This is a genomic window from Citrobacter sp. UYEF32, assembly GCF_040546205.1.
In the GTDB taxonomy this organism is placed as follows: Bacteria; Pseudomonadota; Gammaproteobacteria; order Enterobacterales; family Enterobacteriaceae; genus Phytobacter; species Phytobacter diazotrophicus.
Map to the genome: position 1 here is coordinate 177288 of NZ_JBEPNI010000005.1, position 14464 is coordinate 191751.

The following is a 14464-nucleotide window of genomic DNA, read 5'->3' on the forward strand; positions in this document are numbered from 1 at the left end:
AACAGGAGCGCGACATGGCTAACATTGGTATTTTTTTTGGCAGTGACACGGGAAAAACCCGCAAAATCGCCAAACTGATCCAGCAAAAACTGGGGGATGTGGCGGATGCGCCGGTAAATATTAACCGCACGTCGCTGGAGACGTTTTTGTCGTACCCGGTGCTGGTTCTCGGTACGCCAACGCTGGGGGACGGGCAGTTGCCGGGGCTTGCCGCCGGGTGTGAAAATGAATCCTGGGGGGAGTTTATCGATCAACTGGCTGATGCCAATCTGAGCGGTAAAATTGTTGCCTTATTTGGGCTTGGCGATCAGCAGGGATATCCGGATAACTTTGCCAGCGCGTTGCGCCCCCTCTATGACGCGGTGGTGGGCAGTGGCGCGCAGGTTGTCGGTGAGTGGCCAGGCGACGGGTATGATTTTTCCTTTTCCGCCGCACTTGAAGCCGGGAAGTTTGTCGGGTTGGTGCTGGATCAGGATAATCAGTTTGATTTAACAGAAGAGCGGGTAGCGTCGTGGCTGGAGCAGATTAAGCCGCAGATCCTGTAAGCGGTTTTCTCCCGGATGCGGCGCCTGGCGCGCCTTATCCGGCTTGTATTATTAAAAAATCCAGAAAGAACCGGTTTTCTCCCTCTCCTCCGGGGTGAGGGATCCCCACACAAAATGCGAGCACGATCGGTCCCCTCTCCCTGAGGGAGAGGGCCAGGGTGAGGGGGAAAATGAGGCTCGGGAGGTGGGTTCCGATCACCGTATGTTCATGGCGAAATGGACCTCCCGACACGTGAACGGGTAAAGGGGAACACCGCGTTCCCCTTTACAATCCCCGCGGCCCCGCAAAGAAATCGGTGCTTCGCACTGCGTTCACGCTCTGTGCCAGGGGGCACAAAGATGTCGCTATGGTTGCTATGCGGGAAAACGAGTCAGCCGTGGCTAAAAAGGTTGAAGACGTTCTAAGTATCTACAGGGTTCTTAAAAACGCGTAAACTCAGAAACCAGCGCACTCAATCCGCCATCCCGGCCATCAACTGCTTTAACCAGGTCTGTTGCCGCTGCTGCTGATGCTGGCGCCATAAAAAGGCCCGTACTTTTTCCAGCGCCTCTGTTTGTGGCAACGCCTGAGGCGCGCGAATACGTTCACACCAGACAAGATGCCAGCCCAGCTCCGTTTCCACCGGCGCGGCGATACCGTTTTCCGGCAAGGCAAACAGGGCGGATTCAAGCGCGGGATACAGCAAACCGCGACTGATCCAGCCTAACCGCCCACCTTCTAAGGCACTCGGACAGTGGGAGTAGCGTTTTGCCAGGCGGGGGAATACCTCACGTGCGGCCTGAATGTCCCGGTAAAACTGCATCGCCTGGCGGCGCACACTCTCGCTATCGTCATCAACGGTGAGCAGCAGATGGTGGGTTAACCGCTGCTCCGGGCGCCTGAATTTTTCCTGATTACGCTGATACCAGGCGAGCACGGCCAGGTCATCAGGTTTAGGTGCCTGCCCGGTGATCCGCGCAAATTGCAGCTCCATCAGCGCATGATGACGCACCACCGCCAGGCGCTCTTCACCGCTAAGCGCACTCTCAGCGAGTAACTCTGCGAGCGACGATCCAATGCGCTGTAACAGGTCGTCGGTGACCGGTAAATCACGGGCCTGCTGAACGACACTCTGTTCCAGAAAACGCTGTCGACGCCACGCCTGTTCAAAGGCCGCTTTTTCACCGGCGGGAATTTCCTGCGGCTCGCACTTCCAGCGGCTCTTCGCCAGACGCCACCGGCCGAATTGCTCCCAGGCTGTACTCATGCAATCTCCTCCGCTAAGCGCAGGGCGCTGGCGGGTACCTGAAACCAGCGTCCGGAAAAGGTGACGGTGTAACTGTTGCCGTCATCCCCCTGATCGGTAGCTTCGATTTGACCCATTGCGCCGGCGCTGACTACCACCGCGCCATTGATCGAAAGGGGCTGTAAGGCGGTGACAGGATCGCCGAATTGCAGCATCCCGGCATCCCAGGGCTGGCCTGCCGGGATCAGCTCCTGCGCACGGCAGCCAACCATGATGTCACCGTCGAGAAAGTGGATCTGGTAGATAATCTGATCCTGCAAAAACACGCCCCATTCCCGAACAAACCCGGTACTGCCACGCCGAACCAGCAACTGGCCGCGTGTATAGCCGGGCATGGTGCCGTCATTACGAATGGCCCGCGTCACACGCACCTCATCGCCAAAGGTAAAGATCGGAGTCATTGCCCACCTCCGCTAATCTGTTGCTGGTAGCTCTCTGCCAGCAGCCGCCGGGCCAGCAGCCACGGCGCGCGTGTGTCCTCTTCCAGCAGATTACGCAGCGGGACGTTGTCGCGCAGTTTATGGTGAAAGGCTTTCAGCACGAGCAGGCAGCGGCTTCGCAACACGGCGGGCTCATACGGGACGGAAAAAAAATCAAAAAAGGATTCAGCGCTCTCCAGCTCATCGACACCGGGAATCTGATAAAACCACTGCATATTCATCCTCCCACCTGGCGTATCGGCTCACCGCATAACTCATCGTAAATGGCGATCAGTTCATAATCTTTCGGGGTACGCTTCCAGCTCTCCGCAAAGCGGCGAATGGCCGGAAGCAGTACGTCGATTTGCAGCGCATTAAGGGGATACCCCATACGCGCAAAGACGCCGTCCACCGCCTGGCGGCCAGAGTGTTTTCCCAGTACCAGACGATATTCCCGGCCCATCAGTGCCGGATCAATCGCCTGATAACTCTCTCTGTCCTGCAACAAGGCGGCGACATGCACCCCGGATTCATGGGTAAAGACCTGTTCGCCAACCAGCGGTTGTTGCGCGTCGATAGGGCGCTGGGCGGCCTCGGCGACCTTCTGGCAGAGGGTGGGCAACTGGCTAAAATCGACGCCACTCTCAAGCGCCAGGCAACGGTGCACACCGAGGGCGACCGTCTCCAGTGCGGCATTCCCCGCGCGCTCACCCAGCCCCAGCACGGTGGTATTCACGCTGGTTGCCCCGGCGCGGATGGCCGCCAGCGTATTGGCGGTGGCCAGCCCCAGGTCGTTATGAGCGTGCATCTCAATGTCACCGTTCCAGTAGCTCCGTAGCGAACGTATAGACGCGTCCGTCGCGAACGGGTCCAGCAGCCCCAGCGTATCGGCAAAACGTAAACGCAGCGCGCCTGCCCGCTGTGCGACACTTGCTATCTGGCGAAGCGTGTCGTCATCCGCGCGCGACGCATCTTCACAGCCGACGCAGACCGCCAGCCCCAGCGTGCGCGCCATACCGATAAAACTCTCCAGGCGGTCAAGCAGCACCGCCAGCGGTTCACGTAATTTGTACTGCCGCAGTTTGTCGGATGCCGGAATCGAAATATCCACCCAGTCCATGCCCAGATCGGCGCTCTGGCGGATGTCCCCGGCGTTCATGCGACACCAGGACATCAGTATCGCATCCGGTAAATGGCGACGGACAAGCTGGATACGGGTACGCTCTTCGTCACCCATTGCCGGTGTTCCCACCTCAAGCGCCGTAACGCCTGCGGCAAACAGCGCCTCGGCGATGGCGACTTTCTCACTGGCGCGAAATGCCACCCCAGGACTTTGTTCGCCGTCGCGCAGCGTTGTGTCGTTAATCAGCACACTGGCCATAGCCGCCTCCGTTTAGCCGTAAACCGGCGCAAATGAGGACGTCGCCGGGAGCGGTTTACCGTCCTGCCAGTAAGGGGAGAGCATCCGCAGCCGGGCGATAATCGGCGGCAACGTGGCGATGACGTAATCAATCTCTTTTTCCCGCGTGTAGCGTGACAGGGAGAAGCGAATGCTGCCATGAGCGGCGGTATAGGGAATGTTCATTGCGCGCATCACATGCGACGGTTCAAGAGAGCCTGACGTGCAGGCACTGCCGCTGGACGCGGCGATCCCCGCCTGGTTGAGCAGTAACAAAATGGCTTCGCCTTCAATAAACTCGAACGCCAGATTCGCGGTCCCCGGCACCCGTGGCTGTTTGCCGCCCATGACCATCACCGACGGCACGCTATTGACCAGTTCGTCCTGCAAATAGTCGCGGAGCCGGGCAATTTCGCCCATACCGGGCAGATGAACCTGTGCCAGTTCACACGCACTGCCCATGCCGACAATCCCGGCAATATTTTCCGTACCGGCGCGCCGTCCACGCTCCTGATGGCCGCCACGCAGCAGCGGACGAAAACGCGTGCCGCGACGCAAATAGAGGCAGCCGACGCCTTTCGGGCCGTGCAGTTTATGCGCGGAACAGGAGAGCATGTCGATAGCGGTTTTACCGACCGCCAGCGGAATTTTCCCTACCGCCTGAACCGCGTCACAGTGGAACAGCGCACCGTATTCATGGGCCAGCTCCGCCATCTCTGCCACCGGGAAAATCACCCCGGTTTCGTTGTTGGCCCACATCACGCTGACCACCGCCACCCGGTAGCTGAGCGCCTGGCGGTACTGCGCCATATCGAGCGCACCCTCGGCATTGACCGCAATACGGTGGATCAGATAACCCTGGCGCTCCAGGTGTTCGCAGACCGCCAGTGTCGCCGGGTGTTCCACCGTGGTGGTGATGATTTCACGGCGTTCCGGCAGCAGTTCAATGCAGGCATGCAGCGCCGTCGAGGTCGCTTCCGTGGCGCAGGAGGTAAAAATGATTTCACTGGCGTGATCGGCGCCAAGCAGGGCGGCGACCTGTTGATGCGCACGCTCCAGCGCCCCGCGCGAGGGCAGACCAAAGTCATGAATCGAAGAAGGGTTGCCGTAGTGTTCGGTCAAAAACGGCATCATCGCCTCCAGCACCATCGGGTCGATACGGGTGGTGGCGTTATTATCCAGATAAACCTGTTTCATCTTTATTCCCCCATAACGGATAGTGAGGTGTGGCTTACGCCGCTACGACTTCCATAAAACAGCCGGTACGTTCCATTAATTTCTGCTGTAGCCAGGCCAGCGTCATGTCGGTCATCATGCAGCCGCTACAGCTACCGGAAAGGCTGACGGTCACTTTATGATTCGCGACATTAATCAGCGACATATCCCCGCCGTCGGCCTGGATGTGCGGGCGCAGTTCGGTAATGGCGTCGATCACCTCTTGCCAGTGCGGATCTTTTGTCGCCTCCACCGCGACAGCCGGAGCCGTCTGCTTGTCGGCCAGAATATCTGCCAGCGCCAGTTCGATACTTTCGTGGCAGGACGTGCAGCCGCCGCCCGCTTTGGTGTAGTTGATCACCTCTTCAAGGGTGGTCAGGCCGTTGGTCAATACCGCGCGGCGAATCTGGCCTTCGTCTACGCCAAAGCATTTGCAGATAAGTTTGCCTTCTTCATGATCGTCATCGAGGGTTTCGCCCCGGTAGTTGGCGATTGCCGCACGCAACGCTTCCTGGCCCATCACTGAGCAGTGCATTTTTTGCGGCGGCAGCCCGTCGAGATAATCGGCGATTTGCTGGTTGGTCACCTGTTCCGCTTCTTGCAGCGTGCGGCCAATGATCAGTTCCGTTAATGCCGACGAGGAGGCGATGGCGCTACCGCAGCCAAAGGTCTGAAAACCGGCCTCCAGAATGGTTTCGCTTTGCGGATCGACCCGCAGCATCAGGCGCAGGGCGTCGCCACAGCTTATCGAACCTACATCGCCAATCGCATTGGCCTCTGCCACCACCCTGGCATTACGGGGATTAAAAAAATGATCTTTCACTTTCTCGGAATAGTTCCACATGCTCTCAGCTCCCAGGATTATGACGGACAGCGCAGGGCGCAATTCACCGCGTTAATCAACAGCGGGTATGAAGATTAAGCAAAAGCAGTACCAGAGCGTAAAAATGATGTTTTTCAGTGGGTTAATAATTCCTCCTCACATAAGCCCACGCGTAATGTCGTGGTTTATGTGAGGTTTGTCGCAGAAACGACACAATCTTTAGCGTTCATCGTCGTCCTGCCACTGACTTTCCAGCAGCAGTTGCGAAAAGCGATTGGGATCGCGAAGCCGCGTGCTTTTGCGCTGTTCTTTGTCATACCAGTAGTGCTGGATTTCCTGTAGCAGGCCGACAATCGGCGTGTCTTCGGGCACGCGAACGGCGCGCACGCCTATTTGCAGCAGTTGCCGAAATACCGTTTCGCCAATCGCCACACAGTAAAGGGTGACGCAATCTTCCAGCGCGCTGATGCGGCTGGTTATCTTCTCTGTTTGATGGCCAGCCAGTACGGTAAAATCCACGACCCGCAGCAAGGTGACATCATCTTCTTTGACGCCATACACCACCAGGCGTGGCGTAGCGCCAAAGTGCTGATCCACGTGATGGTAATCGGAACTGGCGAAGGCGACTTTCATCGACCATTCACCGGAACAGATGGTGCTGAACTGGCGATTAACATGTTGCATAGCGGCCTCCGTCAGCGTCCTGGGCAAATTGCTGGCGCAGGGGGGAGCGGTAGACGGGCAGGTGGTGATGACGTTCGCGCATCAGGTTCGCCAGCTCGAACAGTGTGTCGCGAATGCCGGGGTATCCCTGACGCACGCGACGAAATTCCCCAAGCCTGTCGAAGATAGGGAACCCGGCGCGGATCAGCGGGATGGAGAATTGTTCGGCCAGGTCTGCGGCATGGGAGTTGGCGACCAGCAGGTCAGCAGGCATAACGCAGAGTAAATCCTGCATGTCTTCCAGATCGCCAATGACCACTTTCTCCACGGGAAGCTGTTGCAGGCCCGGCTGGCTGACCGGCGCCACAACGGGGCCGGGGAGCATGCCCTGGCTACGGGCGAAATCACACCAGCCCGCCAACAGATCGCCCTCGGCGGCCAGCGCGAGCCGGGTATCCTGCAACCACATATGACAATCGATCATCGCATCCTGCAATTGCCCGCGCTGGCGCTCAATCCAGGCGGGAACCTCGCGCCCGGAAATGATCTTCAGTTGATGAATAAAACGGTCACAATGTTCCATGGTCATCAGATGGGGAAGCACGATCACCTCGCCACGGCTACGCTGTGCCAGCAGCGATGCCGCACGGGACAGCGACACGCCAATAGCAAACGTGCACAGGCTCTGTCCCATCTGTTCGATAACACGCAGGGGCGTCCCCCCCTGGGTGACCGGCGAAAAATCGCCGCTTGCCAGGTGACCATCCAGCGACTGCGAAAGATCCGGCACGATCACCGGTTGCAGGCCAAAAGCCTCCACGTAGCTGCGCAGCAACTCAACATCACCGGGCGTCAGCAGGTGACTTAACAACAAGTTGACCCGCCGGTTACGCAGGCCGTGCTGAGGCTTTTCCGGTACCCACTGTTCAATGACGCTTTCCACCACCGCACTAAAGCCGTTCTCCAGCGTGCCGTAAAAATCCGGGGTGTTGACCGTCAGGAGGGCGATATTTTTGTGGCGGGGAAAATCCTCACGGAACTGACGTACCACGCGGCTGATATCGCTGCCCTGCGCTTCAGACAGGCCGGTACTCAACAGGACGATGGCTTTCGGGGTGTTGCGCTGGCACAGCGTATTGAGCGCGGTAAGGATATTGCCGTCCGCCCCCATGACCGTTGAGGTGGGGTCCATCGCCGTGGATTGCAGCGGAATCGGGTCATGAAAATGTTGGATAAAAAACACTTTGGCGAACGCGCTGCATCCCTGCGCACCGTGCACCAGCGGAATACTGTGCTCAAAGCCGAGGCTCGCCAGAATGGCGCCTAACGGCTGGCCGCTTTTTACCGGGCTTACCGCCAGCGGTTTCTGATTACGGATGATATCTGCCATCTTTCACTCCTTATTGCCACGGCGCGCGGGCGTGTGTTTGCGGCCAGACGGGGCTTTCAATGGTCTGGCAAAGCTGTTGGGCGAGGGTGACGATGCCGCGATAACCCGCAAAGGCGTGTTCGCGCTCCTGGTTGATATCCAGAAACGGCAGCCGCGCTTTGTACGCGGTATACATGTTACGCCCCCCGGCGATCATCAAATCCGCCTGGTAGCGGTACACCACATCCAGCAGGGTGCGGGCATTGCCTTCTTCCAGCATCAGCGCGTCATCGCCCATTAATTCGCGAATACGCTGCTTATCTTCTTCGGTGGATTTGCGCGTGCCAGTCGCCACGACGGTCATCCCTAAATCCTGCAATGCGGAGACCACCGACCAAGATTTCACCCCACCGGTATAGAGCAGCACTTTGCGCCCCTGTAGCCGTTCGCGCCACGGGGCCAGCGCCTGATTTGCCGTGGCTTCTTCGCGGGCAATAACGGCTTCGGTGCGGGCAATCAGATCGCTGTCGCCAAGCAGGGATGCCAGTTGACGCAGGGCATCGGAGGTGGCGCGTACGCCGTAAAAACTGCCCTCAAACCAGGGGGTGCCATAGCGCTGTTCCAGGGTGCGGGCAACATTGATCAGCGCTCTTGAGCAGACCAGCATATTGACCTGCGCGTGGTGCAGGGTCTGGATTTCACTAAAACGGCCATCCCCGGAAAGGCTGCCCAGCACGCGAATACCCAGCTCATCGAGCAGCGGCTGAACGTGCCAGAACTCCCCGGCGATATTAAATTCGCCAATCAGGCCGATATCGTGGCGGTGTTCCGGCGCAAAGGGGGTAATGTCCGGCCAGGGGGCAGGCGCGCGCCGTCCAATGACCTTGTTAACCATCACTTCACCCGCGAGACGGTTGCCAAGGTTTTTGCTGCCATAGAACCCGGCGGCATCAACGGCAATCACTGGCACGCCGGTGGCGGTTTCCGCCGCCTGACAGACGGCGTCAATATCATCACCCTCCATCGCCGGAACGCAGGTGTTATAGATAAACACGGCGGCAGGGTGATAACGGTTGACGATGTGGCGCACCGCGTGGAAAAGTCGCCGTTCGCCGCGCCCCATGATCACATCCTGTTCGTTCAGGTCGGTGGTAAAGCCGAGCCGGTTGAGACTGGGGCCGGAGCTCATACTGCCCCGGTTATCCCAGGAGCTTCCCGTGCAGCCAATCGGTCCGTGGACCAGGTGCGCCACATCCGACAGCGGCAGCAGGGTGATTTGCGCGCCGTCGAACGCGCAACCGCCCGCCGTTGCACCGGGTTTAGGGGCGCTACAGCCGGATTTCTGTTTGTGATTGTGTTCGCAGGCGGGTTCATCCAGCAGCGCGAGAATGTCATTTCCCTTCATAGTGACCTCATTGACTTGGTGGGCTGTGCCCAATGTTGCAATTCGCAAGCCAGGAATGAGTTATTGATTTTTAAAGGGAATACTCTGTCAGGTTTACGACAAAGCAGACAATTGGCGTATTGAGGACAACGGGGAAAGGCCCCCTGCATCCGCAGGTCAGACGCAGGGGATCGCCGATTAAAATACCCGCTCTTCCAGCGGGTTGGCTTTCTCAAGACGTTTTGCCAGCCACGGTGGCAGACGTCCGCTCAGCAGTGCGGTAATGGCATCGCACTGGGCGGCAATGGACATCCCTGGCGACACTTTCATCGGGTGGATATTGTGACGAATCAGCCGGGCCGCCGCAGGGCCGCCAATGGCTTCACAAAACAGCAGGTGGCAATCACTCAGGAGCTGCGCGCGAACTTCATTCGGCTCCTGGGTTTGCGGGGCTGAGGGAAGACGGCGTAACGCGTGCAGCCATCCGCCCTGTTCATCGAAGGCGTAGATAAAAAACAGCCGCCCCTGACCAAAATGACCATTGATCAGCAATCCATCCTGTGAACAAAAGGCTACCCGTAATTGCCCCTGACGAGCGGTGCTTTTTACCTGCAGGTGTGCGGGCAGCGTACCGTGAAGGCACGCGTTAACGCGGCTCCAGCGTGCGGGCGACATCATCGCCGTTTCAGACGGGAAGGTCGCTTCCAGTTCGCGGATATTGAGCTTATCGAGGTACGCCGGGGTTAAGGCGTCGTCGCGTTCTCCTGTCAGCCAGGCCAGGATCTGCGCGGGTTGCAGTTCCGGCAGACACTGAAATAGCGCCAGCATGCGCCAGAAAAGGACATCGTTATCGTTCATCTGACCTCCTTCACAAAAGTGCGCCGCGCGTGGCGCGCAGGCTGATGGGGAAGGTGGGGCGTCCAGGTTGCAGGCTGACGATATACTGGCGTCCCCCCTCCAGAGAAATAGCGCCACCCCAGTTATCCGGGGTGTCATGTTCAATCGCGATGACTTTTGCCTCAAGGTCCTGTTTGGCGATGTAACACCACAGATCCGGCCCGCGCTCACGAAATATCACTATTGGCATCGTTTCCCCCTTGCTGCCCCGCACAAGGCGGGGCGCATTATGGTTAGCGGACAAGGTCGAAGCTGTAGTCCGTTTTGCCCAGTTTGATGGTGTCGCGGTCGACTTTTTCCAGCACGGCGTTGACCAGGGTGGTGACGATATTCATCGCCCCTTCATAACCCCAGGTGGTCTGGCGATGCAGGTGGTGACGGTCGAACAACGGGAAGCCAAGACGGATCAGCGGAACTTCAAACTGTTCGCCTTTCGCCAGCGTGTCACGCTGGATGAATTTGGCGTACGAGTTGCCGATCATAAAGTCCGGTTTGCGGGTAAACATCAGCGAGCGGAAATGCCACAGATCGCAGTTGATGAACACTTCGCTCTCCTGACCGTAGGGCGATGCCTCAAGCATTTTCTTCATCGCTTTCTGCCAGCGCTTGCTACCGTTATGACAGAGGATAACCGTCGGCTCGCAGCCCAGTTCCAGCAGGAAACGCGTCAGCCCCATCACAAAATCCGGATCGCCGTAGAGACCGAATTTCTTACCGTGCAGCCAGGTGTGTGAATCGAGAATCATGTCCACCAGGCGCCCACGCTCCAGCGTCAGCTCATCGGCCACCGGTTTGCCGGTTAACTGACTGACCGCCATCAGCAGTTCGTCGGTCCCGGTCAGTCCCATTGGGATGGACACTTCTGTGGCGGGCTGGCCCCAGGACTCCTGCACCACTTTTTTGCTCTTCACCAGATGCCAGGGTTGCAGCAGCAGGGTGTCGATAGCATCGGGGGCGTCGCGCATCTCTTGTTGCGTTGTGCCGCCCGCATACATGCGATAGTGGCCGTCGGCTGGCGTATCTAACACCTCAGACGGGTCAGACAGCAGGCTACAGGGCACCTCCATCTGGGCCATCATGCGTTTGAGCACGCGGTAATTGCCAAGATAGGTTTCAAAACCGGTCACCAGGTTTAGCTTCGCCAGTTTGCCCGGTTGCGCCACGTGATCGGCGGTAAATGCCCGGGCGAAACCTTCAAACATGTTGTCCCAGCCGGTGATGTGGCTACCGATAAAACTTGGCGTATGGGCGTAGGGCACCGGAATGGCGGCATCGATAAACCCGTCCTTTTTGGCGTTGGCGATAAAGGCCTGCAGGTCATCGCCGATGACCTCCGCCATACAGGTAGTGGAGACGGCGACAATTTCCGGTTTGTACAGGGCGCTGGCATTTTGCAACCCGGTGTTAAGGTTGTTGTTGCCGCCGAAGACCGCCGCATCCTCTGTCATAGAGTCGGAAACGCAAGCGATCGGCTCTTTGAAATGACGGTTAAAATAGGTGCGGAAATAGGCCACACAGCCCTGGGAACCGTGCACATAAGGCAGCGTATTGGCAAAACCCAGCGAGCAGAGTACCGATCCTAAAGGCTGGCAGGCCTTTGCCGGATCGACGGTTAACGCTTCACGCTTAAAGTTCAGCGCTTCATACTCCGCCGTGGTGGTCCATTCAAAAACGTCTTGCACGCGCTGCGGGTCGTGCGCCTCTTCCAGACCGCGCTTATTGCGAAACAGCGTCTGGTATTCGTCCTGTTCAAACAGCGGATGACAGGTGACAATTTTCTCAGCAGTTTGGCTCATGATGTTCTCCTCCCGCGCCACAAATCGGTGAACAAACGGGATGTCAGGATAGTATTCAGGCTGATTTCAGCCAGGGTGCGGTCAACTCGCCCCAGGCGGGATTGTTGAGCGTCATGTCCATATCGCGGGCAAAGATGGCAAAGCCGTCATAGCCGTGATACGGGCCGGAGTAATCCCAGGAGTGCATCTGGCGAAACGGTACCCCCATTTTCTGGAAAATGTATTTTTCCTTGATGCCTGAGCCAATGAGGTCCGGCTTAATCGCCTTCACGAAGGCTTCCAGTTCATAACTGCTGGCATCGTCGAACAACAGCGTGCCCTCTTTGAGGTCCGGCAGGGTGCGGTCGTAATCGTCGTTATGGGCAAATTCATACCCGGCGGCGACAATCTCCATGCCCAAATCCTCATACGCGCCAATCACGTGGCGAGGACGCAGGCCACCCATATAGAGCAGCACCTTGCGGCCTTCGAGACGCGGGCGGTATTTGGCGATAATCGCGTCGTTCTGCGCCTGATATTTGGCGATCACCGCTTCCGCATTGGCGCGAATGGTGTCGTCAAATTGATCGGCGATCTTACGCAGCGATTCGGCGATTTTGGTCGGGCCGAAGAAGTTGTACTCCATCCACGGGATACCGTGTTTCTCTTCCATATGGCGAGAGATGTAGTTCATAGAGCGGTAGCAGTGCACCAGGTTCAGCTTGACGAACGGGGTGTTTTCCATCTCTACCAGCGTGCCATCGCCGGACCACTGCGCCACCACGCGTAACCCCATCTCTTCAAGCAGAATGCGCGACGCCCAGGCATCCCCCCCGATGTTGTAATCGCCGATGATGGCCACGTCATAGGGGGTAGATTCGAAGGGCTTCCCTTCGCGGTTATCCAGCACCCAGTCGCGGATCACGTCGTTGGCGATATGGTGACCGAGCGACTGCGACACGCCGCGAAAGCCTTCGCAACGCACCGGGATCACCGGCTTGTTGAGCGCTTTTTTACTGGCATTCGCCACCGCTTCGATATCGTCACCGATTAAGCCAACCGGGCACTCCGACTGAATGGAGATGCCTTTGGTCAGCGGGAACAGTTCCTCCATCTCCTCAATCAGTTTGGTGAGCTTTTTATCGCCGCCGAAGACGATATCGCGCTCCTGAAAATCAGAGGTAAAGTTCAGCGTCCCGAAGGAATCAACGCCGCTGACCCCGGTGTAGTAGTTGCGCCGCCCGGCACGGGAGTACTGCCCACAGCCGATCGGGCCGTGGGAGATGTGGGCCATATCTTTAATCGGCCCAAAAACCACGCCTTTCGATCCGGCGTAGGAGCAGCCGCGGACAGTCATCACACCCGGCTGCGATTTGCGGTTAGAGATGATGCATTTCCCGACGCTTTCCATCTCCGGGTCGGTCACCATCATGTGCTTTCTGCGTTCTTTGCGCGTTTTTTCGGGAAAGATCTCCAGCACTTCCTGGATAATTTCCAGATTACGTTCGCCTGTTGCATTGCTCATAACTGTGTTCCTGTTACAAGGCGGCTCAGGCCGCGTTTTCTTCGGCGGCGGTTTTACCGATGATGCTGGCGTCTTCCACATCCATAATGCCGAATTCCATCAGCAGCTCTTCCAGTTCATCCATGGTGCAAGGGGTCGGGACGACCATCAGGGTGTTGTTGACGATCTTGTTCGCCAGCGCGCGGTATTCGTCGGCCTGGTTGCATTTCGGGTCATATTCGATAACCGTCATACGGCGAATTTCCGCGCGCTGGACGATGTTGTCGCGTGGTACAAAGTGAATCATCTGGGTGCCCAGTTTTTCTGCCAGCGCGATGATCAGTTCATCTTCGCGGTCGGTCTGACGGGAGTTACAAATCAGCCCGCCCAGGCGTACCTTGCCGGATTTAGCGTATTTCACGATGCCTTTGGAGATGTTGTTAGCGGCATACATCGCCATCATTTCCCCGGAGCAGACGATATAGATCTCTTGCGCTTTGTTTTCACGAATCGGCATGGCGAACCCGCCGCAGACCACGTCACCGAGGACGTCATAGAAGACAAAGTCGAGGTCGCTGACATAGGCGCCTTCTTCTTCAAGGAAGTTAATGGCGGTAATAACGCCGCGGCCTGCACAACCCACGCCTGGCTCCGGGCCGCCGGATTCTGCACAACGCACGCCGCCGTAACCGATTTGCAGCACATCTTCCAGTTCAAGGTCTTCCACTGAACCCACTTCGGCGGCCATCTCCATAATGGTGTTCTGCGCTTTCGCATGCAGGATCAGACGGGTGGAGTCCGCTTTCGGGTCGCAGCCGACGATCATCACTTTTTTACCCATTTCCGCGAGAGCGGCGACGAGGTTTTGCGTGGTGGTGGATTTGCCGATCCCACCTTTGCCATAAATGGCGCATTGACGCATGGTCATGGTGTGTTCTCCTGTTTGTGTGTTTGCCCATTAACCAGTGCAGGGAACATACCAGCCGTGCCAGAACCTATAATTGATTGTATTTAGTGATTTTTATATTTTTCGCCTCTGTGGGTGGCAAAACAAACACTGAACAATATGCAGACCAATTGTTGGAAACAGGACAATTCGCCGCCGCACCCGCCGCTGCTGTGGCGGCGCTGACACTTTGTTAGCTGTTCAACAGGATGTCGGACTGCCTGTCTTATTCCGCGCAA

General features: G+C 57.6%; 15 protein-coding genes. 1 reads left to right on the forward strand and 14 read right to left on the reverse strand.

The genetic code is table 11. From position 1 onward, the window contains the following. Positions 1-14: 14 nt before the first annotated feature. Positions 15-545: a flavodoxin gene (locus tag ABIB59_RS15430; protein WP_039078957.1), complete on the forward strand. Its 531-nt coding sequence runs from the start codon at positions 15-17 to the stop codon at positions 543-545. A 452-nt stretch (positions 546-997) separates the two neighbouring features. On the opposite strand, the gene nifM is transcribed toward ABIB59_RS15430, so the two are convergent. From nifM to nifH, 14 genes are all read right to left on the reverse strand, one after another. Continuing rightward, entirely contained in the window at positions 998-1792 is a 795-nt protein-coding gene (gene nifM / locus ABIB59_RS15435) for a nitrogen fixation protein NifM (RefSeq protein WP_354036056.1), read from the reverse strand. Next, the gene (locus ABIB59_RS15440; protein WP_354036058.1) at positions 1789-2232 is read right to left on the reverse strand and encodes a nitrogen fixation protein NifZ; all 444 of its coding nucleotides are present in this window, start codon (positions 2230-2232) and stop codon (positions 1789-1791) included. The genes nifM and ABIB59_RS15440 overlap by 4 nt, the downstream gene beginning before the upstream one ends. Next, positions 2229-2486 (reverse strand): nitrogenase-stabilizing/protective protein NifW, encoded by a 258-nt coding sequence (locus ABIB59_RS15445; protein WP_071194320.1) that lies wholly within the window; start codon positions 2484-2486, stop codon positions 2229-2231. The genes ABIB59_RS15440 and ABIB59_RS15445 overlap by 4 nt, the downstream gene beginning before the upstream one ends. A 2-nt stretch (positions 2487-2488) precedes the next feature. After that, positions 2489-3631 carry a homocitrate synthase gene (gene nifV, locus ABIB59_RS15450; protein WP_039078960.1) on the reverse strand — a complete coding sequence of 381 codons (1143 nt, stop codon included), beginning with the start codon at positions 3629-3631 and terminating at the stop codon, positions 2489-2491. A gap of 12 nt (positions 3632-3643) precedes the next feature. After that, the gene (gene nifS / locus ABIB59_RS15455) at positions 3644-4846 is read right to left on the reverse strand and encodes a cysteine desulfurase NifS (RefSeq protein WP_125124634.1); all 1203 of its coding nucleotides are present in this window, start codon (positions 4844-4846) and stop codon (positions 3644-3646) included. Between the two features lie 34 nt (positions 4847-4880). Next, the gene (nifU, locus tag ABIB59_RS15460; protein WP_354036060.1) at positions 4881-5708 is read right to left on the reverse strand and encodes a Fe-S cluster assembly protein NifU; all 828 of its coding nucleotides are present in this window, start codon (positions 5706-5708) and stop codon (positions 4881-4883) included. A 198-nt stretch (positions 5709-5906) separates the two neighbouring features. After that, positions 5907-6371, reverse strand: a complete 465-nt coding sequence (locus tag ABIB59_RS15465; protein WP_039078963.1) for a NifB/NifX family molybdenum-iron cluster-binding protein — start codon at positions 6369-6371, stop codon at positions 5907-5909. After that, positions 6358-7740 (reverse strand): nitrogenase iron-molybdenum cofactor biosynthesis protein NifN, encoded by a 1383-nt coding sequence (gene nifN, locus ABIB59_RS15470; RefSeq protein WP_108701257.1) that lies wholly within the window; start codon positions 7738-7740, stop codon positions 6358-6360. Before nifN ends, ABIB59_RS15465 begins: the two co-directional genes overlap by 14 nt. Positions 7741-7750: 10 nt before the next feature. Next, positions 7751-9124 carry a nitrogenase iron-molybdenum cofactor biosynthesis protein NifE gene (gene nifE, locus ABIB59_RS15475; protein WP_354036070.1) on the reverse strand — a complete coding sequence of 458 codons (1374 nt, stop codon included), beginning with the start codon at positions 9122-9124 and terminating at the stop codon, positions 7751-7753. 177 nt (positions 9125-9301) lie between these two features. Beyond that, a complete protein-coding gene (locus tag ABIB59_RS15480) occupies positions 9302-9961 on the reverse strand; it encodes a NifB/NifX family molybdenum-iron cluster-binding protein (protein WP_039078966.1) in 660 nt (219 codons plus the stop codon). A gap of 10 nt (positions 9962-9971) precedes the next feature. Further along, positions 9972-10190 (reverse strand): putative nitrogen fixation protein NifT, encoded by a 219-nt coding sequence (gene nifT, locus ABIB59_RS15485; protein ID WP_039078967.1) that lies wholly within the window; start codon positions 10188-10190, stop codon positions 9972-9974. Between the two features lie 43 nt (positions 10191-10233). Next, the gene (gene nifK / locus ABIB59_RS15490; RefSeq protein WP_354036073.1) at positions 10234-11796 is read right to left on the reverse strand and encodes a nitrogenase molybdenum-iron protein subunit beta; all 1563 of its coding nucleotides are present in this window, start codon (positions 11794-11796) and stop codon (positions 10234-10236) included. Between the two features lie 55 nt (positions 11797-11851). Next, positions 11852-13300 (reverse strand): nitrogenase molybdenum-iron protein alpha chain, encoded by a 1449-nt coding sequence (gene nifD / locus ABIB59_RS15495; protein WP_039078969.1) that lies wholly within the window; start codon positions 13298-13300, stop codon positions 11852-11854. 25 nt (positions 13301-13325) lie between these two features. Beyond that, positions 13326-14207, reverse strand: a complete 882-nt coding sequence (gene nifH, locus ABIB59_RS15500) for a nitrogenase iron protein (RefSeq protein ID WP_039078970.1) — start codon at positions 14205-14207, stop codon at positions 13326-13328. Positions 14208-14464 lie beyond the last annotated feature (257 nt).

Bases quoted from the DNA above. Each gene is read 5' to 3' on its own strand.
- ABIB59_RS15430 (WP_039078957.1), top strand. From the start codon at position 15: ATGGCTAACATTGGTATTTTTTTTGGCAGTGACACGGGAAAAACCCGC.
- nifM (WP_354036056.1), bottom strand. From the start codon at position 1,792: ATGAGTACAGCCTGGGAGCAATTCGGCCGGTGGCGTCTGGCGAAGAGC.
- ABIB59_RS15440 (WP_354036058.1), bottom strand. From the start codon at position 2,232: ATGACTCCGATCTTTACCTTTGGCGATGAGGTGCGTGTGACGCGGGCC.
- ABIB59_RS15445 (WP_071194320.1), bottom strand. From the start codon at position 2,486: ATGCAGTGGTTTTATCAGATTCCCGGTGTCGATGAGCTGGAGAGCGCT.
- nifV (WP_039078960.1), bottom strand. From the start codon at position 3,631: ATGGCCAGTGTGCTGATTAACGACACAACGCTGCGCGACGGCGAACAA.
- nifS (WP_125124634.1), bottom strand. From the start codon at position 4,846: ATGAAACAGGTTTATCTGGATAATAACGCCACCACCCGTATCGACCCG.
- nifU (WP_354036060.1), bottom strand. From the start codon at position 5,708: ATGTGGAACTATTCCGAGAAAGTGAAAGATCATTTTTTTAATCCCCGT.
- ABIB59_RS15465 (WP_039078963.1), bottom strand. From the start codon at position 6,371: ATGCAACATGTTAATCGCCAGTTCAGCACCATCTGTTCCGGTGAATGG.
- nifN (WP_108701257.1), bottom strand. From the start codon at position 7,740: ATGGCAGATATCATCCGTAATCAGAAACCGCTGGCGGTAAGCCCGGTA.
- nifE (WP_354036070.1), bottom strand. From the start codon at position 9,124: ATGAAGGGAAATGACATTCTCGCGCTGCTGGATGAACCCGCCTGCGAA.
- ABIB59_RS15480 (WP_039078966.1), bottom strand. From the start codon at position 9,961: ATGAACGATAACGATGTCCTTTTCTGGCGCATGCTGGCGCTATTTCAG.
- nifT (WP_039078967.1), bottom strand. From the start codon at position 10,190: ATGCCAATAGTGATATTTCGTGAGCGCGGGCCGGATCTGTGGTGTTAC.
- nifK (WP_354036073.1), bottom strand. From the start codon at position 11,796: ATGAGCCAAACTGCTGAGAAAATTGTCACCTGTCATCCGCTGTTTGAA.
- nifD (WP_039078969.1), bottom strand. From the start codon at position 13,300: ATGAGCAATGCAACAGGCGAACGTAATCTGGAAATTATCCAGGAAGTG.
- nifH (WP_039078970.1), bottom strand. From the start codon at position 14,207: ATGACCATGCGTCAATGCGCCATTTATGGCAAAGGTGGGATCGGCAAA.